This window comes from Ureibacillus sp. FSL K6-2830 (assembly GCF_038004145.1).
Lineage (GTDB): Bacteria > Bacillota > Bacilli > Bacillales_A > Planococcaceae > Ureibacillus > Ureibacillus thermosphaericus.
The window spans coordinates 2,215,263-2,236,130 of record NZ_JBBOQR010000001.1 but is presented as its reverse complement, the minus strand read 5'-3'; the positions used below and the strand labels follow the sequence as shown (position 1 = coordinate 2,236,130).

The window sequence follows — 20,868 nt, the reverse complement described above, 5'->3', positions numbered from 1 at the left end:
CCTCATTTAAATAAACAAATTTACATTTCCTTCAGAAGCATCGGCTAAATACGCGGCCACTCCTGCAAATTCAATTCCATCGATCAGTTCTTCCGGCTTCAATCCTAAAAGATCGACTGTCATTTGACAGGCTACGAGCTTCACCCCTTGCTCTTTCGCCATGTCAATGAGTTGCGGAAGGGGCATGGCATTGTGTTTTTTGATGACATGTTTAATCAATTTCGGGCCGATGCCCGCAAAATTCATTCGCGACAAGCCCATGCGGTCGGCGCCGCGAGGCATCATTTTCGCAAACATTTTTTCTAAAAATCCTTTTTGGACTGGAGCGTGGGCGTCTTTACGCAATGCGTTCAGCCCCCAGAACGTATGGAAAATCGTTACATCATGATCGTAAGCAGCGGCGCCGTTGGCGATGATGTACGCCGCCATTGCCTTATCGTAATCGCCGCTAAACAAAATGATTGTCGTTTTTTTCTTTTGTTGCGACATCTTTCGCCCCCCCTCCATGAATCATATGCAAGTGTACAGTAAGCGATCGTATTATCCTTTTTCGATCCAGAAAGTTAGAATGCCATTTTCTTCTTTAATATCGATCACTTTATGGCCGCTTGCCTGCGCCCACGCCGGCAAGTCGCTTTTTGCCCCTTTATCGGTTGTTTGGACTTCCAATACTTGACCAGACGTTAATTCATCCATCGCTTTTTTTGCTTTAACGACCGGCATCGGGCAAGACAATCCTTTCGCATCCAATACTTTTGCTACATTCATTTTTGATAACCTCCTTGATTTACTATTACTCCTATGGGTATATTAATTATTAATAAAAAGAGTGTTGTCAACACCTTTTATACTTGTTGACGCGACGATTTTAGCGACTTTTTATGAGCAATTCCATTGCTTCTTTCACAAGATGATCCGTTTTCTCGCCTTTTTCCAAACTTTCACGAAGACAATGTTCCAAATTAGAGCTGGCGATCACCGCAATGGCGCGATCAATCGCATTGCGCGCTGCCGACAGTTGGGCAACGACGCTTTTACAATCTTTTCCTTGCTCCATCATACCAAGAACCCCTTTAATTTGTCCTTCGATTCGTTTTAAGCGGTTTTTGATTTCTTTATTGTACTCCATTTTTTAGTATGGCTCCTTTCCTGGCAACGACAGACGGCCAAGGAGTAACTTTGGACATTATAACCGTAGCGGCGCAACCAACGGATGCCTAAATTTTTTTCCACGGAATCCTTAGCAATGACATGCAACGATTGCCGTGGAATAAGGAAAACATGTCGTTTCAAATACGCCAAAGGAATATTCAATGTCCCTTTAAGGCCGTCCTGACTTACTTCATTATAATCACGAAGATCGACCTTAATCAAGTGTTTGGGCACATCAGCTGACTGGATGCATCGAATTCTCTCCACTGGATAATACCGACGGTAAACGGCCAGCAACAATATCCCTAATACTAATAATAGTAACCAAATGATTTTATCCACCCGTTTTACCGCCTCCTTATTACGATTGTATTATATACCCTTATAGGTATATAATCAACAGAAATATTTTCATTTTAATCCGCTACTACTCAATAGTGGATTAAAACTCCATATATTGCCGGATGAAAACGAATGAACTCTACCTGGCTCGTTTTCGTTTTCAAATAAGCAAGCAAGTTACTTGAAGCGATTCGTTCGTGCACAGGCGGTCCCATTTCACTGTTAATCACTTCCCATTCAATGAACAAAAACTGTCCGTTTGGCTTCATAATGCGGCGAATTTCATCCATCACAGCATCTTTTGGCTCAACCTCATGAAACACGAATGCCATTAAACCTTTATCAATAGAATGAGATGGAAGGGCAGTAGAGCTGACATCCGCGACCTGATACTCAATATTAGTAATCGCCATTTGTTCCGCGCGCTGTTTTAGCAGTTGGATCATTTCCGGTTGTACATCGACAGCATGTACTTTCTCATTTGTTTCCTTAGCAAGCGGTATGGTAAAATAGCCGTTCCCTGCTCCAAGATCAGCGATCACATCGTCCCGTTGAACAGATAAGACAGAAATCACTTGTTCGGGAGAAATCCATTCCTTTCGTTTTGGATCGAGCAGTTTTTCCGCTTTTTCATAATGAAAACGATGTCCAGCCATATGTTCACCTTCCTGCTATTGTGTTTTGCCCTTGCATTAAATCATATCAAAAGCAAGGTGAAAACGAAAGATCGCGAACGTTATACAACGATCCAAAGTGAGACGGCTTTAAAAAATAGAGGGCTCGATGCAACTGCATACCAAGCCCCCTTTTCTTTTTAGCTGCTATATGCTATGAAACGGCTCGGTTATCGTACAGCGCAACGGTTCGGCCCTATTTCCATTTCCCGTTGCTGTTCTTCGTCCGGAGAAAGTTTGCCCATGTTCGTTTGCCGAATTTCTTTGTACGCGTTCGGCTGCGGCGGCAAGTTCTCTGTCACCGTTTTTCGGAATTCTTCCTCGCTTCCAATATTTAAACCATGATTTTGCTTATAGAGAACGCCTAACGCCTCTGCCACACTTCCATCCTCGTTCATTTCATTCGGTCCCATATAGTGCGCTGGCAAAACAACCAAGTCATCAGCGAGTTGTTTATAGCGTTTATATAACGTTTGACGCAAATCACTGACCCAGTCTTGTGCCTTCCCGGCCAAATCTGGGCGGCCGATCGAGTCAATGAACAAAATATCCCCTGTTAATAAATATTGATCATCAACAATAAACGACGTGCTCCCGATCGTATGCCCCGGCGAATACAACGCCTTGATCACCACGTTGCCAACTTGGATGCGATCCCCATCTTGAATCGGCGTGTAAGAAAACGTCACTTCTTCCGCTTCTTTCGGTGGCAAATAGTACGTCGCTCCAAGTTGTTCGGCCAGCTTGCGGCCTCCAGAAATATGATCAGCATGCAGATGGGTGTCAATCACATGCTTAATGGTAATACCGTGTTCTTTCACAAACCGAACGTATACATCTGTCATGCGGTTTGTATCAATGAGCGCCCCTTCGCCGTTGGACTCGACAAGATAAGATAAGCACCCTTTGCCAAGGCGAACGAATTGATAGAGCGTGCCACCACTTTTCAACTCTCCAATTTTAACTGGTTCTAAATGCTCGCTCCACGCTTTCATGCCGCCTTCAATCGAGTAAACGTTTTGATATCCGGCTTGCTCGAGCTGTTCCGCCACAAACTCCGACGAACCGCCTTTTGCACAAACCGAATAAATCGTCGTGTTTTTATCTTTCGGCAGGCGATCTAAAAAAGGCTCCACCCCATCGAGAATTTCAAAATATGGGATATTGACGACCTCTACGTTTTTTCCCTCAATTCTCCAATTAGCAAACTCTTCTGCATTGCGGGCATCAACGATAAACATTTTTTCGCCGCGAATAATTTTATTGGCCACTTCTTTAACTGAAATGATTTTTGCCATCGACTATACCCTCCCTCTAAAAAGATGAATGATCAAAATGCCGTATCCTCTTGGCGGTGTCAAAGACTATTTTTGGGACAAAATCTCTTTTTATCGATTCCATAATTGCATAATTGTTTCCGGGTCAAACCCGAGCACCCATTGCTCGTCAATTTTCGTTTGTGGCACGCCTATTTGCCCAGTTGTTGCAACTAACTTGCGCGCTGCCGCTGGATCTAGTTGAACATTCACCTCAGTAAACGGAATGCCTTGCTCGCGCAAGAAATTTTTTAACATCACGCAATACGGACACGTCGTTGTCGTATAGACAGTGACTTTCTTCATTCTCATTCATCTCCTAATGATCAAAACGCTAATGTAATATCGGCGTCTTTCGCAAATTGCAGAAATGTGGCCGCTCCAGCGACTTCAATTCCATCAACAAACTGTTCTTTCTCAAGCCCCATCACGTCCATCGTCATTTGGCAGGCGATCAACTTCACGCCCATTTCTTGCGCCATTTGGAGAAGTTCTTCAATTGACGGAACCTTCGCTTTTTGGAATCCTTGTTGGAAGTGTTCTTTTCCCGCTGGGATCGGAAGTTGTTTGTGCGCCTCTTTATGGATTAAATTCAATCCTTCAAACGTGAAAAATACTCCCACTTCCGCCTCGACAGCCGCCGCAGCCGTCGCGATATTGAATACTTTGTACGCATCAAACAAACCACCATTTGCAGCAATAATAGCTACTTTCATAATTGATGCCTCCTTATTTTTTTCGTTTATATTTTGGATTAAAAAAATTTCCCTATACACGGGTACATTATTATCCGTGTATCCATTCACATATACACATATAAATTACATATACGTGTATATGTATATTTTATATTACTTAACTTCTCTCCATCTGTCAACACATTTTCCTTATTGATTTTTATCATACCCTCTCATGCCCTATTGCCATGTTTTAATCTATCCAAAACATCAACACAACTGACAATATCCTGACCGCCTGTTTATTGCAAAATTAAAGTGGTTCTTACGTTCTTTTGGTGAAAAGTCGACATAATTGAGAATAAGAAGCTAAAAATTCTACACACTATTTTTCTCAATTAGTTCCTCCCTATCACCAAGATTGCGTAAGAACCATTAAAGTACAGAAATGTGCAAAATTTTTATGCAATGGTTATGCTGAGAGGCTTTACATGGAGGGGCAGCCATGGTAACATGTTTGGGTTTGCCAAGTCTGTTGCAGTTGGCCGCTTTGCAAAAGAATCATGGTTGTAGAGGCTCCATGTCAAGCCCCCAATAGCGAGAATTCAGATTGAATTTTTATACGATATAAACAAATTTATATACTGAAATGCTCTGCACTTTTTTCTTAAAAAACAACCGCCGCATAGAAAAATAAAAATCGTTTTCACCACTCTAGAACATAGGTTTTGAAAGTTATACTGCGATATAGGAGAATATACATTCACAAATGGCACAAATTATATCCTAGGAAACCATTCTGAAGGGAGGTTTTATTCAAATGAACAAAATTGTTCTAGCCACTATAATTTTATGTTTAGCCATTATCCAATTCCACACTCAGGCCTTTGCCCAGTCCACAAGCAGCTCTTTTATCATCCATGAAGTCAAAGCAGGGGAACCGTTATGGAAAATCGCCAACAAATACAATCAAACCGTAAGCAGTATTCAAAAAATGAACGATCTTTCTACCGATCAAATTGTCCCTGGATAGTCTCTTCTTATTCCAGGAACAACATATACGATTTCTCGAGGAAAATCATTGTGGACGATTGCAAACCGCCATTCTCTTTCGGTTTGGCAATTAGCTCGGTTCAATGGTATTAAAGACCCTTCCGTAGTAAGAAGCAAAGATCTACATTCCGCAATATAAAAAACACCGTATTATGACAGGTGCTTATATGGTGCCGAAAAATAAAGAATCTGATCAATCGCTACTACGTAATTATCGCCCCTTGGTCAGTCAAATCGGTGTATTCGAATATCATCCGGATTGGAATGGAAATTTAAGTTCATTGCAAGCAATAACGGACATTACTGAAGGATGAAAGCAACATATGGTACCAGTAGCCGTTATTACCAACCTAAGTGCAAAGGGATTTGATCATCAATTAGCACATCATATTTTGAATAATCCATCCTTAAGAAAAAAATTAATCAATAATATCGAACGGTTACTCCGATACAATGATTTCAAAGGGGTAAATATTGATTTTGAGGAAGTACGTTCCGAAGATAGGACAGCACTGAATCTGTTTATGAAAGAACTAGCTAATAAATTGCGACCGTCTGGATTCACTGTTTCCATTTCTGTGCCTCCTAAACAAGGAGATCGGTATCCATCTCATTTTGCGGGGTATGATTATGCGGCGTTAGGAAAAGTTGTCGATTATATGTTTCTCATGACGTATGATTGGCACTGCTTTGGAGGGCCTCCTGGACCGATCGCACCCATTAATCAAGTGCGCGCTACTTTAAATTATGCAGTAAATACCGTTCCGAAGCAGAAACTATTTTTAGGTATTGCTATGTATGCTTATGATTGGATCTATTTGCGAAACGGCGCGACAAAAGGAACATCCCATTCACAAAATGAAGCTGTAAAACTTGCCATGGATCACGGGTCGTCAATTATATACGATCCCTCATCAAAATCGCCATACTTTTTCTATACAGATAAAAAAGGAAATAAACATGTGGTATGGTTTGAGGATGCCCGGAGCATTATTGCGAAATATCGATTAATTTCTCAATATGGCATTAGAGGAATGGGGGGATGGAAATTGGGGCTTCCGTTTCCTCAAGCAGAAGCAATGTTGAGGCAAATATTTTGGGTTGAAAACCGTAAATATGTCCTCTCCCACTTGCCAAGGAGCGGGAGGGGATCTTATCTTTTGTTTTATGCATGATCAAAAAACAGACAGAAGCTAATTTCAATTACTGCTGTCCAATTTTCTAGAAGCTAACGGTATCGTAAACCAAAACGAATGTGTATTCCCTTCAGAATACATTCCTACTTCTCCCATATGACGTTCGATAATCTTTTTCACAATCGATAGCCCCAACCCCGTTCCGCCGGTATTTCTACTTCTTGCTGAATCTACTCGATAGAATCGTTCAAATAACCATTCTCTTTTCTCTTCAGGAATCGGTTCTCCTTCTCCTTGCACCGTCACCTTGTACATTCCTTCCTCTTTTCTGCCATAAATACAAATATCCCCATCTCCTATCTTATATTGAATACCCGTGGTGCTAGATAAAATCTCAAGACATAAAAACAGCCCTTGCATGAGGATCTCCTTTAAAATGAAAGTGCGAACAAACATCCAAAAGGAGAAGTCCCATGCAAGAGCACTTTCATTTTACAATAGACCAAGCAAAAATTCAAAAGCAATATGCCGCGATCTTATTCTTTGTATCAGAACAATTGCCTTGTATCCAGATGTATTTACAACGTCGAAATTGTCATTTGTTGAAGCAAGAGGATGAGGTCATCATCGCCATTCACATTCTTGGAAAATTGCTGGGCTTCACTTCCGAACGGGCTTGGCATCGGTTTGTCATTGGAAACCTGTTCACAAAGGAAATGTTCCCAGAGCGCTCTCGATACAACCGTCGATGCCGGTCGTTGCGTTGGGCGATCAAATGGATTCGTCACCAACTCGCCAAACGTGGACAACATCACGCTTATGCGGTGGTGGATAGCTTACCCATTGAACTCTGCCACCACGCACGAATGTATCGCGTCAAACGATTTCAAGGAATCGCAGATATTGGGTATTGTGCATCCAAAAAGATGGCTTACTATGGATTTAAGCTTCATCTTCAGATTACCGACCAAGCGCTTCCGATGGGATATGTCCTGACCGAAGCATCCTGCCACGACCGGACAGCTGCGGAAACCGTGATGGCCCAACTTCCTCATCCGTATACACTTGGCGACAAAGGATATGTGAGCCAAGCCTTGCAAAAGAAACTATACGATGAATACAAAATCGCTTTTTGGACGCCTGCTCGGAAAAATCAACGAGTTGCGCAATCAAAAAAATGGAAACAATGGATGAAGCAAAAACGCAAAATCGTCGAAACTGCGTTCTCGGTTTTAGTGGATTCATTTCGGATTACGGAAATTCGTGCCAATTCGGTTTCTGGATTTGAAACAGCGCTTGATGGCATTTTATTGGCCCATTCTCTCGTTGTTCTTGGGCTAGTGGAGCGTTGACGCTCAACTAGCACCACGGGTACACATATACACGCTGTATTATACATATACATGTATATGTATTGCAATAATCATACTATCGCATCATTGTTTTCTTGTCAACAAAAAAACGCAAAATCCAATGCAACGACTTTTCAGCCAGCTTCCAAAAAACGCTTCCCACTTCAAACGAAGCGAGAAGCATCCATTTTCCCGATTTCCCCGCTGACTAGACAACCAACAGAAATGGGTGTTTCTTATACTTTCCGAACAGTAAAAAACTTTCGCACCAACCATGGGCCTGGCGCAAATCGCAGCCCCAACTCCCATGCACCGATGCCCGCAATCTGAAATTGGCGGGCCAATTTCATTTTCTGTCCTATGCTTCTGACATCTTCAAACCATACCTCATGAATGTTTCCAAGTTCATCCGTATATCGAAAAAAGGGGGATTCATATTGAAACGAATATTGAATCGGCGATTGGTAACGCATGGCGGTTAAAACCGCCTCTTGGTTGGAGAGGGCCTTCGCCAATGTCCCAGGCTGGTACGGAATGATCCAATCGTATCCATATAAAGGGAGTCCGAGCAAGATTTTTTTTCGGGGGACGCGCTCGACGGCAAACTGAAGCGTCGATCTCACCTCACTAATAGGAGCGACTGGACCAGGTTCACTTGTTAAATGGTGCCAATCGTACGCCATAATAAACATATAGTCGACGACAGCACCAATGCCGCCGTAATCGTAGCCCCTGAGCCAAGGGATCTCCTCGCTCGTTTTCGCTGGAACGGCGATCGTCAAAACATACCCAGCCGGTTTTAACCGATCGCGCAACTGGCGCAAAAAACCCGTAAACAAATCACGATCCTCTCCGCGAACCTGCTCGAAGTCAATATTGACGCCACCATAGCCTTTCCGTGATACTAAATAAAAGATGTTCTCAACCAAGTTCGCCCTTGCTTCCGTATTGTTCAGCACTTGGCTTGCCAGTCTCGCACTAAATCCTTCTGATGTTAGGTTCGTCACTACCGCAATGGGTGTGACGCGGTTTTGCCATGCTGTTTCAATCGCTGCGGCGTCATCCCGCGTAGTGACAATGTCGCCATTAGGGGCAAAGTGATATTCGAACAGGGCAATGTACGATGAATACGGGGCAAAATCTCGCACGAACGTCCGATCTAAGTTCGGTTCGCGGAGAATGTAATAGGCTAACGTTATAGCTTGATACCAGGAAATATCAGGAATATAAATTTTCATTCCCGGATACATCCTGTACGGATCCACCGCCGGATTGGCTGCCCGCAACTGTTCGACCGTCACAAATGCTTTCTGTGCAATGGCGCTTAGCGTGTCTCCTGGCTGCACTGTATACGTATAGCTAGGAACAAGCAAAGCTTGACCAGGAACAATATTCGTTTCAACTAAGCCATTGACAAGGCGCAGACTTTCCAGCGGATAATCGTATCGCCTGCTGATTGAAAAAAGCGTATCTCCAGGTTGAACAATGTGGATAAACATGACCATCCCTCCGTTGAATCAACAAAGCTTCGGCGCTGGCATCATAATAAATATATATATGCTTAATAAATATATATATGCTTATCGACCGCAACCGCACCTTGTCTTGACATGGCTAGTTTGCGATTCTTTTGCATGTTCCTAACGCGCAAGTCCTCCACGCACACCAATGCTCACACGTGGAAGCGGGTGTCTTCTCGGTTCAGGATAATAAAAAGCGGCCAAAAAGCCGCTATTAAAGCAAGGTAAAAAATAATATCCAAACAATCCGGTGATCAGCAGCAACAGAGAAGCCAAAAGCCAAATAAGCGGGCGCGACGGCCGGAACGTTTGTTCATTAATTTGTTTGGTCTTCATGACATAACTAATGGTGGAAAACACAATCGTGCAGATGGAAATGACCACAGCTAATGCTCCGATCAATTGGACAATGGCCGTGGACAATGCGTTGCTTGTTGATTTTTCATGCAAATTGATCAATGAACCTGAGGGTGTCCCATTTTTCTGCTTTTGGGACATCCTCTTTTTTTAAAGATAAGACTCTGTTTAAATTTTAATGTTGATTTTTAGACTGCAGAAAAAGACCAAACTAAAGGTTCTTGCGCTATTTTAGGAGGTGACTTTCTATTAACTACAAGTTAAGTCCATATAATTGTGTAAAAAGGGAAATAGAAAAAGAGCCATGTTGCTTCCCCTTTGGTAGAATAAACAGTGGACAAACAAACACCAAACATAAGGAGGAATGCAACAACGGCTCAATATCATGAGAGGGGGCATTTCTTACTTATAATTAGTTATATAATATACGTTGAGTTTATTGTAATCCCCCTGCTTAGTCCCCTGTCCTTCATGTCAACTTAGACTTAACTAAGATTTCTAAACAATCATGTAAAAAAATTCAAACATAACCCGTGGTGCTAGATAAAATCTCAAGACATAAAAACAGCCCTTGCATGAGGATCTCCTTTAAAATGAAAGTGCGAACAAACATCCAAAAGGAGAAGTCCCATGCAAGAGCACTTTCATTTTACAATAGACCAAGCAAAAATTCAAAAGCAATATGCCGCGATCTTATTCTTTGTATCAGAACAATTGCCTTGTATCCAGATGTATTTACAACGTCGAAATTGTCATTTGTTGAAGCAAGAGGATGAGGTCATCATCGCCATTCACATTCTTGGAAAATTGCTGGGCTTCACTTCCGAACGGGCTTGGCATCGGTTTGTGATTGGGAATTTGTTTCCCAAGGACTTGTTCCCTGAGCGTTCTCGGTACAACCGTCGCTGCCGAGCGCTTAGCTTTGCGATCAAGTGGATTCGGCACCAGCTAGCCAAGCGTGGGCAACACCATGCGTATGCGGTCGTGGACAGCTTGCCGATCGAGCTGTGTCATTCAGCTCGAATGCATCGCGTCAAACGATTCCGTGGAATTGCCGATATTGGCTATTGTGCTTCCAAAAGGATCACTTTCTATGGGTGGAAACTTCACCTGCAGGTCACCGACCAAGGGCTTCCGATGGGATATGTTGTCACCGAAGCGTCTTGTCACGACCGGGTGGCCGCTGAAACCGTCATGACGCAAATTCCACATCCGTATAACCTCGGTGACAAAGGGTATATCAGCCAAAAGCTGCAAAAGAAGCTGTACGAAGAGCACCGAGTCGCTTTTTGGACGCCCGTTCGAAAAAATCAGCGAATTCGCCAATCGGACGCATGGAAACAGTGGATGAAGCGAAAACGTAAAGTGGTGGAAACCGTGTTTTCGATTTTAGTCGATTCGTATCGGATCACCGAGATTCGAGCGAACTCGGTTTCTGGATTTGAAACGGCACTGGATGGTATTTTACTGCTTACTCCCTTGTTGTTCTTGGGCTAGTTGAGCGTTAAGACTCAACTAGCACCACGGGTTAAAAACTATTTTTATCTGAAATGATCCACATGTTTATCAATAATATTATACCCTTTCAATATGCCAATGATTTTTAAATTTTTCACAGGCGCATGATAGTTTGGCGATAGTTGCAGTGCTTTTATAAAGTGCTCATAGGCGGTATTATAATTCTTCATATGGAGAAACGCTTCCCCAAGATAATTCTCCTCAATATGATCGCGATCCGTAATTTGCTGAAAATGATGGACAGCATGCTTATAATTATTTTCAACTAACCCCTTCATTCCTTCAAAAAAGTGACGATCCCTTTCTGTTTTAACTAATGGTATTGCCTCATGAAAGAGAGAAAATCCCTCTTGTTTCATCCATCTTCGTGATAAGGCAAGCCCTGCAATCAATTTTGCTGTTAATAAATTGTTTTCCTTTCTTTTTTCATCGACTTCGTTAAGACTCATCAAATCTTCATTTTGAATATTTAAACGGATATGCCTCGCTAATTCTTCATAACTTCTATTCTTCGTAATATTTGCTTGATGTCTTCTATAGATATACATCGGTTCAGGAACATGGGAAGAACGCCATTTTTCTTTCGCCACTTTTAAGATAAAATCTGTATCGGAACCGACTTTGATGCTTTCATCAAAATAAATATGCTCTACAGCTTCTCTTCTAAATAGGATCGTTCCATTATTAAATGGGGTACCAACATTAAGGAAAAATGAATAAATATCATTCGGAGAAATATTTGCTGCTTGCCAATAACTAAAAGGAGAATTATGTTCCGTAATAAGCAACATATCGGAATGAACATACCCAATTTGCTCACAGCAAAATTCAGCTAATAATCGCTCAAATCGATTGGGCAAAGACAAATCATCTGCGCCATGAAAAGTAATATAATCTCCCTTAGCAATTTTTAATCCTTCATTAAAGGCAGCGGCAACTCCTTTGTTGGTCTCGTGCTTTACATAACGTATCCGTTCATCATTGAATGACAATATAATCTCTTCACTATTGTCCGTCGAACCATCATTCACTACGATTAACTCAATATTCCTTTCAGTTTGCTGCAATATACTAGCAATCGAATCTTTTACATAATGACCAGCATTATATACTGGTAAAATGACACTGATCATCTGTCCACCTCATTCCTAATTTATCCCCCCTATACTGTTGAAACAATGTTAAAGAAAAATTCGGGATAGGATGTGGCATCACCTAATATTTTAAGGTTGTAAATCGGTTTTAAATTGTCTTTATCCTTTCCTTCCAATAGAAGAGATAATTTATACAAATCAGCATTATATGGATGTTTTGTCATTAATTCTTTTAATCTTCTCTTTGCTTCTTCTTTTCTTTGCAATCTCATTAACGTCAATATAACCCATTTTTCAGCTACGGCTTGCTCCTTCTCATCTCCGTTTTTCTGTAACACCAAAAATTCTTCTAACGCTTGCTCAAATAGTTTTAAAAGAAAAGACTGATAACCCTTCAGATTATAGAGTTGAAACTTATTATCTGGACGTACAGGACAAAAACATGTTTCTACCAAGCCATCTTCAACCTCTTTTCGAACTGCTGCTACTTCCCATCGTGCAATTGTAGGAATTTTATCGATTTGATAAATGACAGGTACTTTCACAATATCAGCATTTGTAACAAGGAGGAATTTTTCTAATCTCTTATAATCATCATGGTTGAAACAATTTTCTTGATGAATCATAATATCCCAATCGCTTAATTTATTTCGTGGTTGAACTTTAAAGGATGCAATTTCTTGATAATAATGAAAAATATTTCCAATAATTTTATTCCAGTTATATTGTTTTGCGGTCTCTAATCCGTTATGAATTAACTTTTCCTTCAATTCTTGGTTTGTCAGCAATTCTTTAATTTTTTCCGCCATATCTTCTGAATCCTTCATACGGCAAATTAATGCATTTTTTTGATGTACTGCATATTCTAATGCCCCTTTGTTATCCGTCGTTACAACTGGACATCCACATGCCATCGCCTCTAGTGGAGGCAAGGAAAAGCTTTCATAAGTAGAGCCAGATATATATAAAGCAGCACCTCGATATAAAGAAGCAATCTTTTCTTGTGTTGGACTAACAAAATACTTCGTTACTCTTTGTTTCATTTTTTCTGATGGTGTTTCAGGTATAATCCAATATAAATCAAGTGCAAATTCATTTTTGAGCTTTTCATAAGCATCCATAATATAGCAGATTCCTTTAAACGCAGTTCTTTCTCCTCCTACCATTAATAAATATGGATGCTCTCCTTCCTCCCGATGGCCTTCACGAGTAAAAATATGTTCATCAACTGCATTGGGATATACTTTCGCTTCTCTGCCATAAATAGCTTCAATTAAATCAGCAGCTTGTTGAGAAACAGTATAAATAAAAGAAGGTAATTGAAATTGTTTCTGAATAAAATTCTTTAATGTTTGATTCATGTTGTCGTAATCAAATAAATGAAAATCACCTTGTTCAAAATAAACAACTGGGGCAATACCTGTTTCAATACATGGTTGAATATGATCCCAGTAAGTCGCTACAATCAAGTCGCAGTCTGGAATGCCTTTCGCTAATTCTAAATCAAAAGGAACTTGAATATAATCTGCTTCAATCGGAAACCAAGCCGGCTTTTCATAATGAGCAACGATTGTAACTTTTGCTCCAAGCCGTGTAAGTCTGTTTGCATGTTCAAATATAATTTTTGCACCGCCTGAGACACCTGTATGGGTCATAACGTAAACAATATGAAGCATTTCTTTTTTTTCATCACGCTTTGTTACGTTTTGCTCAAACGCATGAGAAACACGTGCTAATCGATGTTGGAACTCCAGGGATCTAAGTTTTTGTATCAACGTTTCCACCTTCATCACATAGTTCGTTCCACAGTATTTTATGTAGGTTTGACGTTAAAGTGAATATCATCTAACGGTTAAAAAAAGCCATACCCGATTAACGAGTATGACTCGATATCTTAATTAATTGATCAACAATGTAATAATAAGAATAATCACGATTGGGACAATAAGAATAAGGAAACCAATTGGGTTAGCTAGATTAATCGTCCACCCTACACCAAATCGTTTCTCGACGAAAATCGATGGGTCATTTTTATTAAAATAAAACAAACCTGCTTTCCAATATGGATCATCATTCACATCCATAATTCCCTTTTCTAACGATGCTGGTGGCGTTTTATCCGAACGACCTACCTTTACTACAAGGACAATTGTTCCAGCTAAAATCAAAAATAAAAATCCAAAAGGCAAAATCGTTTTCAATATTGAATCGCCGAACAATTCCGGATGAATGGTCTTCAATTGGAAGAATGAAAACAACATTGTTAATAACAATACAGTGTAAAACGAAAACCAGCTAGTTGATTTTCTTAATGTTAATTGACGATTTTTCGAAGCAGTCAAGTTTGTGGCACTCAGCTTAATTCCAGAAAATTTCATTCCTATTTGTATTCCCAAAAACATCAATTGAAGCAACAGTAAAAATAGCAACATTTGAATAGCAGTCAAAGGTGTTTTTTCAGTAAAGGCATCTGGCTCTCCATTTAGTCCCCAATGAGTTGGAATTTGATTTGGCAATAAATCATATTGATAAAGCGTATAAACTATTAATCCAATAGTAATCACCATTGGGAATAAATAAATAAACCATGGTGGCAAATGATCTTCTGAACGAACAGATACATCAACTACTGACACTTGTTTCATTTGTGTCGTCCACTGCATTTCTTCTTTATATTGTTTCATTTTTTCTCGGAAGTAATAGAATAATGCTAAATTTACAAAAATAATTCCAAATTCAATGACAGTGCATACTAAAATCAATAATTCATCAGAAGGATTTTTTAGACCTATCCATGAGCAAAACATTAATATCATTAAAAAAGAAAAAATTAAGGACAATATAGAATATTGTTTTTTATAAGATACGACATAATCATCTTTTATATGTTGTTCAGGAATCATTACTCCAAAAACAACTGTTCTTTTAACTAAATATGGCACAATCGCTTGAATAACCCCTAAAAACAGTAAAATAGTCAATGAAATTAATAATGTCATTGCAATCCTCCTTTAAGGATTTTTTTTCATTTCATTTATAATTTTCTCAATTAAATCCACCAATTCTTCTTTCTCTATCCCTAATACAAGCCCTTCAGCAATTTGAGGCTTAAGCATCTGATAAAGCCTTTCATATGCTTCTTGATCTATATGGGAACGCCTCTTTATGACCGCACCTGATTTTGGCACAATTTCGATAATCCCTTTTTTTTCTAATTCGTGATAACTTTTATTGACTGTATGCATATTCACCCCCAAATCCGCTGCAAAAGCACGAACAGACGGAAGAAATTCCCCTGGTTTTAAATCACCTTTCGCAATCCCTTCAATAATTTGATTCGTTAATTGAATATAAATTGGTATATCTGAATCTGGTTCAATTCTAATGATCATATCCTCACCCCAATCTGTTCTACATTTATTATAACAAAATTGTTCTACTTTGTGTATAACAAATTTTTATTTCTTAGTAATTAAAAATTGAGTAATTGCTAAAAAGCATGACTTCTCGGACTTATAGATATATTTTTCCTAGACAATATTTTTGTCGAAAGTTGCGAATACTTGAACCCATTTGACGAATTTCCCTGCTTAATTGACCAATTACACACTCATAAATGTTGAATATTTTGTATCGTAAAATTTCACTCATTCCCATTTAAAAAGTAGACAACATATACTTCAGCCAATTAACAAGTAAAATAAGAAGAAACTCAAATCTTATCTAGCTTTTTAATTGACTAAAATTTTTTTTATTTTCATTTAAAAAAGAATTGATACGAAAAAAATTATTATGTATAATCTAATTCATTGTCTAATACTATTTTTCCATTAAGGGGGTTATAAAGAATTGGGTAAAGCATTGATTATTGGTGCTGGCGGTGTAGCTAGTGTTGTGGTACACAAATGTGTGCAAAATTCAGACGTGTTCGAGGAAATTATGATTGCCAGTCGAACAAAGTCAAAATGTGACGCATTAAAGGAGAAACTCGACGGTGGCAAAACAATTATCCACACTGCTCAAGTAGATGCGGATAATGTTGACGAACTCGTTGAATTAATCAATGGTTTTAAACCAGATGTGGTAATTAACGTAGCATTACCATATCAAGACTTAACTATTATGGAAGCTTGTTTAGCTACAGGTGTTCACTACTTAGATACTGCTAACTACGAACCACCTGAAACAGCTAAATTTGAATATAAATGGCAATGGGCTTATAAAGAAAAATTTGAAAAAGCTGGAATCACTGCTGTATTAGGTTGTGGATTTGACCCAGGTGTAACAGGGGTTTTCACAGCTTACGCATTAAAACATCATTTTGATGAAATTCATTACATCGACATTTTAGATTGTAATGCAGGTGACCATGGCTTACCATTCGCGACTAACTTCAACCCTGAAATTAACATTCGCGAAATTACTTCTAACGGCCGCTACTGGAAAGAAGGAAAATGGATTGAAACAAAACCATTAGAATTTAAACAAGTTTACAACTTCCCTGAAGTTGGTCCAAAAGATATTTACCTTCTTTACCATGAAGAATTAGAATCTTTAGCGAAAAACGTAAAAGGCTTAAAACAAATCCGCTTCTGGATGACATTCTCTGAAAAATATTTAACGCACTTACGAGTACTTGAAAATGTTGGAATGACATCAATTGAACCGATTGAATTTGAAGGCAAAATGATTCAACCTCTTCAATTCTTAAAAGCGGTTCTGCCAGATCCAGCGTCATTAGGACCTCGTACAAAAGGTAAAACAAATATCGGGTGTATTTTCCGCGGCATTAAAGACGGAAAAGAAAAAACATACTATTTATACAATGTATGTGACCATGAAGAATGCTATCGTGAAGTGGGAAGCCAAGCAATCTCTTATACAACTGGCGTTCCAGCGATGATTGGTGCAAGTCTTGTTATTAAAGGTCTATGGAAAAAACCTGGTGTTTGGAACGTAGAAGAATTCGATCCAGATCCATTCATGGAAGAATTAAATAAATGGGGACTTCCATGGAAAGAAAGCTTCGAGCCAGAATTGCTTGAATTAGATTTGGAAAAGCGTGAGGTAAAATAATGAAAGCGATTGACTGGAAAAGTGCACCATCCCCAAGTTATATTGTCGATGAACGTTTATTAAAACGGAATTTAGAAATTTTAGATACTGTACAACAACGTACAGGTTGCGATATTTTACTCGCTCTTAAAGGGTTTTCAATGTTTTCCACATTTCCTTTAGTGAGTAAATATTTAAAAGGGGTTACTGCCAGTTCACTATTTGAGGCTCGCTTAGGTTTTGAGGAATTTGGAAAAGAAGTCCATGCCTATTCACCGGCTTATGCAGAATATGAAATCGATGAATATTTAAAATATATCGACCATATTGTATTTAATTCTTTTAATCAATTGAATAAATACAAAGAAAAAATTCAAAATCTGGACAAGCATGTTTCTATCGGATTGCGTGTAAACCCTGGGTATTCAGAAGTGGAAACGGAACTATATGACCCATGTGCATTAAATTCTCGTTTAGGAATTCCCTTCGACCAATTCCGTCCAGATGAGTTAGACGGTGTGGAAGGGATTCACTTCCATGCAATGTGTGAGCAAAACTCAGACGTACTCGAACGCATACTTCCTCATTTTGAAGAAAAGTACGGACAATACTTGCACAAAATGAAGTGGGTGAACTTCGGAGGCGGACATCATATTACTCGTCCTGATTACGATGTGGAAAAACTAATCCACCTCATAAACTATGTAAAGGATAAATATGATGTTCAAGTTATCCTTGAGCCAGGTGAAGCCATCGCATTAAATACGGGCTACCTTGTGACGACAGTCCTCGACATTGTGAAAAATGGAATGGAAATTGCGATTCTTGATACATCGGCAACTTGTCATATGCCGGATGTATTAGAAATGCCTTATCGTCCACAAATTATCGGTGCAAGTACACCAAACGATAAACCATACACATATCGCCTCGGTGGTATGACATGCCTTGCAGGGGATGTAATCGGTGACTATTCTTTTGATGAACCACTGAAACCTGGAGACAAAATTGTATTTACTGATATGGCTCATTACACAATGGTGAAAAACCATATGTTTAACGGTGTAAACTTACCGAGCATTTGCTTATATAATGAAGAAGAAGGCATCAAAGTAATTAGACAGTTTAAGTACGAAGATTACCGTAATCGTTTATCGTAATTATTCAACACCAATTGGACTAGCCACCAATTGGTGTTTTTTTGGTTCTTTGTCAAATGGTGTTGGTGAATAAATTTTAGTGACATTATTTGGTAATATGTAATCGGATGGCTTAGGGGAAATTCGAGGTTCCCCTAAGCTGTTTTTATTTTCGCTAAGTTTTGGGTAATGAATATTCGGTTTCTAAAGTGATAGAAGGATCGATAACCGAAAGAAATGCGTTTAATCACTTTGATTTTGTTATTAATCCCTTCTAAAATGCCGTTATTATAATCGTACTTTAGCGTATTCTCGACGTAATTGATGTATTTGTTGATTGTCTTGATGGCGGTTTTCATATAGCTGGAAACGATATTTTGTTTATTCTCTAATGTTTTCTTTAGGAGCTCAAAGTCTTTGATTTTTATGCAATGTTGCACGTATTGATATAACTCATAGGACGCTTTTAATTCAGAATCTAAATCAATGAGATAGTGGAGAATCTCCACCTCACACATATGCTTTTTAAAGCAACGATGATATGTATAGTTCTTATAATCAAGTTTTGTTTGATCTTTCAGAAGGAGCTTCCAGTATTTTTTCAATTTATTGTAATTCTTTTTATCCCGATTCATGACGTTGATGCGCGTTTTGTTTAAAGCTCTGCTAAATAGTTGGAGGATATGGAATTTGTCGAGTATGATTTCCGCTTTAGGGAAAACTTCTTGGATTAAGGAAATATAAGGGCTGTACATATCGATGACAATCGTTTTTACCGCATCTCTCGCCTTCTTGGAATACCGTAAGAAATACTCTTTGAGGACATGTAATCTCCGGTCCTCCACGATATCCACAATCTCCCCCGTTTCAGAGTCGCAGAAAATAAAGGACATCGCTCCAGCTGCGGATTTCACTGATTTAAACTCATCAAAACACAAATGCTTTGGAAGGTAGTGAACATTTGGTTGATAGTAGCTATAAAAGCTGTCAATGACACGACTGACAGTGGCATGAGAAACATTATGTTTCATCGCAATATCTTTTTCGGATATTTTATCTTTGGCGTTTAAAGCAATTGATACTTTGGTATTGTTGGAAATACAACAGTTTTTAGCCACGACGCTCGTTTTTAAAGTAAACGTGGAATGACAATGTTTACAGAAATAACGCTGTTTACGCAATTTTAAGTAGGTATGAAAACCTGAAATGCTAGGCATTTTAATGAGAGACGTTTTAAAACCGTGTTTAATGATTTGAACATCAAAGACATGTCCACAAGCATAACAAGCTTTTGGTTGGTAAGTTAATTGGCCATAAAAGACTTTTGATTGGACCCCTTTAATGAGTTCTTCTGCACAAAAATTTTCATCAAATGTGATATTTTTGTCTTTTATATTGAGTAGGTTTCGTATAGAATGATGGTGAGACATGTGACACAACTCCTTTGGAAAATGTGTTTTGGCGATTACATTTTACCAGAGTTTTGTCACTGTCTCATTTTTTTTGTTCAAAAAAATTGGTGCTGGTTTATACTCACCAACACCAAATATTATAGAGCCGTTTTTTTATACTGCCCTTATTTTCAGAAACCCCCTGTACCCATTAATTATGCGTAAAAAATCGGCAACAGTAAGAAAATAAAGAACAAAAACAACTCCTGAATTTTTTCAATCGTTTAATTGGAACCGGTATTAAAAAACAAAAATTAAAACCCTAGGATTGTGCATCGTTATTGATGCACATCTACTAGGGTTTATCGTTTACTTACCACCATTATTGTTGTATAAACAGTTTTTGGCAATTAGTCAGGCCGAAATATTGTTTAAACACCCTCCTTTGCAATTAGAGTGAGCGTGTTCTTTTCGACCATCCCCTTTACGAATTGTTAATTATAATTTAACACAACACTTCATTTTTGTAAATATTCTGAATAATAAAAATAAAATTAATTCTAAATACCTATTATTTTCAATTTAAATCTTTATCTTTTATTGCAATTATCGCTGGTTTTCGTTATGATGACCTAGACGAAAGAGGTGGAAACGTGAAACCAATTCAAGACAAAAACACACAAGTTAAATACTTAAAAGAGCGTTTAGAAATCTTCCTCGAAGTATTAGAAGCAATTGATGAAGAAACTGCGGGTATCGAAGACATTGATCGCTTAATTAAAATGATTGACGATATTGAAGAAAAAATCGAGCAGTTTAAACAAAGATCTTAACAAAGCTGTTCATTTCCAAACTTAACAAACAAATCCAAACAATAAAGGGTCATCTGAAAAGTCATTTTGAGACGCCTTCTTTGCGGCTGTCGCTAAAGCTTTCGCCGCAGATGAATTGCGGCTGTCGCTAAAGCTTTCGCCGCAGATAAATTGCGGCTGTCGCACATGCTTAGCCTCAGATAAATTACGGCTGTCGCACAAGCTTAGCCTCAGATAAATTACGGCTGTCGCACAAGCTTAGCCTCAGATAAATTGCGGC

The 20,868-nt window shown here is 38.9% G+C and carries 23 protein-coding genes and 1 pseudogene; 8 read left to right on the top strand and 16 right to left on the bottom strand.

Translation table 11 applies throughout. The features are described 5' to 3' along the window. Positions 1-6 precede the first annotated feature (6 nt). From NSU17_RS10960 to NSU17_RS10925, 8 genes are all read right to left on the bottom strand, one after another. Positions 7-489, bottom strand: coding sequence for a DsrE/DsrF/DrsH-like family protein (locus NSU17_RS10960; RefSeq protein ID WP_094245781.1), 483 nt, complete (start codon positions 487-489; stop codon positions 7-9). Between the two features lie 51 nt (positions 490-540). Then, a complete protein-coding gene (locus NSU17_RS10955) occupies positions 541-768 on the bottom strand; it encodes a sulfurtransferase TusA family protein (protein ID WP_108897621.1) in 228 nt (75 codons plus the stop codon). Positions 769-868: 100 nt separating this feature from the next. Next, positions 869-1,129 carry a metal-sensitive transcriptional regulator gene (locus NSU17_RS10950; RefSeq protein ID WP_340705014.1) on the bottom strand — a complete coding sequence of 87 codons (261 nt, stop codon included), beginning with the start codon at positions 1,127-1,129 and terminating at the stop codon, positions 869-871. After that, positions 1,096-1,494: a rhodanese gene (locus NSU17_RS10945; RefSeq protein ID WP_340705013.1), complete on the bottom strand. Its 399-nt coding sequence runs from the start codon at positions 1,492-1,494 to the stop codon at positions 1,096-1,098. Before NSU17_RS10945 ends, NSU17_RS10950 begins: the two co-directional genes overlap by 34 nt. Positions 1,495-1,583: 89 nt before the next feature. After that, positions 1,584-2,150, bottom strand: a complete 567-nt coding sequence (locus NSU17_RS10940) for a class I SAM-dependent methyltransferase (protein WP_270897447.1) — start codon at positions 2,148-2,150, stop codon at positions 1,584-1,586. 188 nt (positions 2,151-2,338) lie between these two features. Next, complete coding sequence (locus NSU17_RS10935; RefSeq protein ID WP_340705012.1) at positions 2,339-3,466, bottom strand: MBL fold metallo-hydrolase; 1,128 nt, start codon at positions 3,464-3,466, stop codon at positions 2,339-2,341. A gap of 90 nt (positions 3,467-3,556) precedes the next feature. Next, a complete protein-coding gene (locus NSU17_RS10930) occupies positions 3,557-3,790 on the bottom strand; it encodes a glutaredoxin family protein (RefSeq protein ID WP_108897617.1) in 234 nt (77 codons plus the stop codon). Positions 3,791-3,810: 20 nt separating this feature from the next. Next, positions 3,811-4,200 carry a DsrE/DsrF/DrsH-like family protein gene (locus tag NSU17_RS10925; protein ID WP_108897616.1) on the bottom strand — a complete coding sequence of 130 codons (390 nt, stop codon included), beginning with the start codon at positions 4,198-4,200 and terminating at the stop codon, positions 3,811-3,813. A gap of 781 nt (positions 4,201-4,981) precedes the next feature. On the opposite strand from NSU17_RS10925, the gene NSU17_RS10920 reads away from it, so the two are divergent. The 3 genes from NSU17_RS10920 (at position 4,982) to NSU17_RS10910 (ending at position 6,389) form a co-directional block, all read left to right on the top strand. Continuing rightward, complete coding sequence (locus NSU17_RS10920; protein WP_270897437.1) at positions 4,982-5,194, top strand: LysM peptidoglycan-binding domain-containing protein; 213 nt, start codon at positions 4,982-4,984, stop codon at positions 5,192-5,194. A gap of 190 nt (positions 5,195-5,384) precedes the next feature. Further along, on the top strand, positions 5,385-5,528 hold the full coding sequence (locus NSU17_RS10915) for a hypothetical protein (protein WP_161522361.1): 144 nt from the start codon (positions 5,385-5,387) through the stop codon (positions 5,526-5,528). Between the two features lie 9 nt (positions 5,529-5,537). After that, entirely contained in the window at positions 5,538-6,389 is an 852-nt protein-coding gene (locus NSU17_RS10910; protein WP_108897613.1) for a glycosyl hydrolase family 18 protein, read from the top strand. Positions 6,390-6,413: 24 nt separating this feature from the next. On the opposite strand, the gene NSU17_RS10905 is transcribed toward NSU17_RS10910, so the two are convergent. Continuing rightward, positions 6,414-6,770, bottom strand: coding sequence for a sensor histidine kinase (locus NSU17_RS10905; protein ID WP_340705011.1), 357 nt, complete (start codon positions 6,768-6,770; stop codon positions 6,414-6,416). 53 nt (positions 6,771-6,823) lie between these two features. Between NSU17_RS10905 and NSU17_RS10900 the strand changes: the two genes are divergently transcribed. Further along, positions 6,824-7,702 (top strand): IS982 family transposase, encoded by an 879-nt coding sequence (locus NSU17_RS10900; RefSeq protein WP_008881892.1) that lies wholly within the window; start codon positions 6,824-6,826, stop codon positions 7,700-7,702. A gap of 236 nt (positions 7,703-7,938) precedes the next feature. Here the strand turns inward: NSU17_RS10900 and NSU17_RS10895 are convergent, their stop codons facing one another. Both NSU17_RS10895 and NSU17_RS10890 read right to left on the bottom strand, forming a co-directional pair. Further along, positions 7,939-9,201: a glycoside hydrolase family 18 protein gene (locus NSU17_RS10895; protein ID WP_060788960.1), complete on the bottom strand. Its 1,263-nt coding sequence runs from the start codon at positions 9,199-9,201 to the stop codon at positions 7,939-7,941. Between the two features lie 141 nt (positions 9,202-9,342). Beyond that, positions 9,343-9,720 carry a hypothetical protein gene (locus NSU17_RS10890; RefSeq protein ID WP_340705010.1) on the bottom strand — a complete coding sequence of 126 codons (378 nt, stop codon included), beginning with the start codon at positions 9,718-9,720 and terminating at the stop codon, positions 9,343-9,345. A 489-nt stretch (positions 9,721-10,209) separates the two neighbouring features. On the opposite strand from NSU17_RS10890, the pseudogene NSU17_RS10885 reads away from it, so the two are divergent. Then, positions 10,210-11,087, top strand: a pseudogene (locus tag NSU17_RS10885) (IS982 family transposase). A 33-nt stretch (positions 11,088-11,120) separates the two neighbouring features. On the opposite strand, the gene NSU17_RS10880 reads toward NSU17_RS10885, so the two are convergent. The 4 genes from NSU17_RS10880 to NSU17_RS10865 form a co-directional block, all read right to left on the bottom strand. After that, positions 11,121-12,230: a glycosyltransferase gene (locus NSU17_RS10880; protein WP_016837883.1), complete on the bottom strand. Its 1,110-nt coding sequence runs from the start codon at positions 12,228-12,230 to the stop codon at positions 11,121-11,123. 29 nt (positions 12,231-12,259) lie between these two features. Then, entirely contained in the window at positions 12,260-13,966 is a 1,707-nt protein-coding gene (locus tag NSU17_RS10875) for a glycosyltransferase family 4 protein (RefSeq protein WP_340705009.1), read from the bottom strand. A 123-nt stretch (positions 13,967-14,089) separates the two neighbouring features. Continuing rightward, positions 14,090-15,190, bottom strand: a complete 1,101-nt coding sequence (locus NSU17_RS10870; protein WP_340705008.1) for a DUF1648 domain-containing protein — start codon at positions 15,188-15,190, stop codon at positions 14,090-14,092. A gap of 12 nt (positions 15,191-15,202) precedes the next feature. Next, the gene (locus NSU17_RS10865; RefSeq protein ID WP_340435510.1) at positions 15,203-15,583 is read right to left on the bottom strand and encodes a GntR family transcriptional regulator; all 381 of its coding nucleotides are present in this window, start codon (positions 15,581-15,583) and stop codon (positions 15,203-15,205) included. A gap of 457 nt (positions 15,584-16,040) precedes the next feature. Here NSU17_RS10865 and NSU17_RS10860 point away from each other — a divergent pair, with 457 nt between their 5' ends. Together NSU17_RS10860 and nspC are read left to right on the top strand one after the other, a co-directional pair. Beyond that, on the top strand, positions 16,041-17,267 hold the full coding sequence (locus tag NSU17_RS10860) for a saccharopine dehydrogenase family protein (RefSeq protein ID WP_340705007.1): 1,227 nt from the start codon (positions 16,041-16,043) through the stop codon (positions 17,265-17,267). Further along, complete coding sequence (gene nspC, locus NSU17_RS10855; protein WP_340705006.1) at positions 17,267-18,406, top strand: carboxynorspermidine decarboxylase; 1,140 nt, start codon at positions 17,267-17,269, stop codon at positions 18,404-18,406. Before NSU17_RS10860 ends, nspC begins: the two co-directional genes overlap by 1 nt. A gap of 134 nt (positions 18,407-18,540) precedes the next feature. On the opposite strand, the gene NSU17_RS10850 is transcribed toward nspC, so the two are convergent. After that, positions 18,541-19,815 carry an ISL3 family transposase gene (locus tag NSU17_RS10850; protein ID WP_340704291.1) on the bottom strand — a complete coding sequence of 425 codons (1,275 nt, stop codon included), beginning with the start codon at positions 19,813-19,815 and terminating at the stop codon, positions 18,541-18,543. 614 nt (positions 19,816-20,429) lie between these two features. Here NSU17_RS10850 and NSU17_RS10845 point away from each other — a divergent pair. Further along, positions 20,430-20,609, top strand: coding sequence for an SE1561 family protein (locus tag NSU17_RS10845; protein WP_016837889.1), 180 nt, complete (start codon positions 20,430-20,432; stop codon positions 20,607-20,609). Positions 20,610-20,868 lie beyond the last annotated feature (259 nt).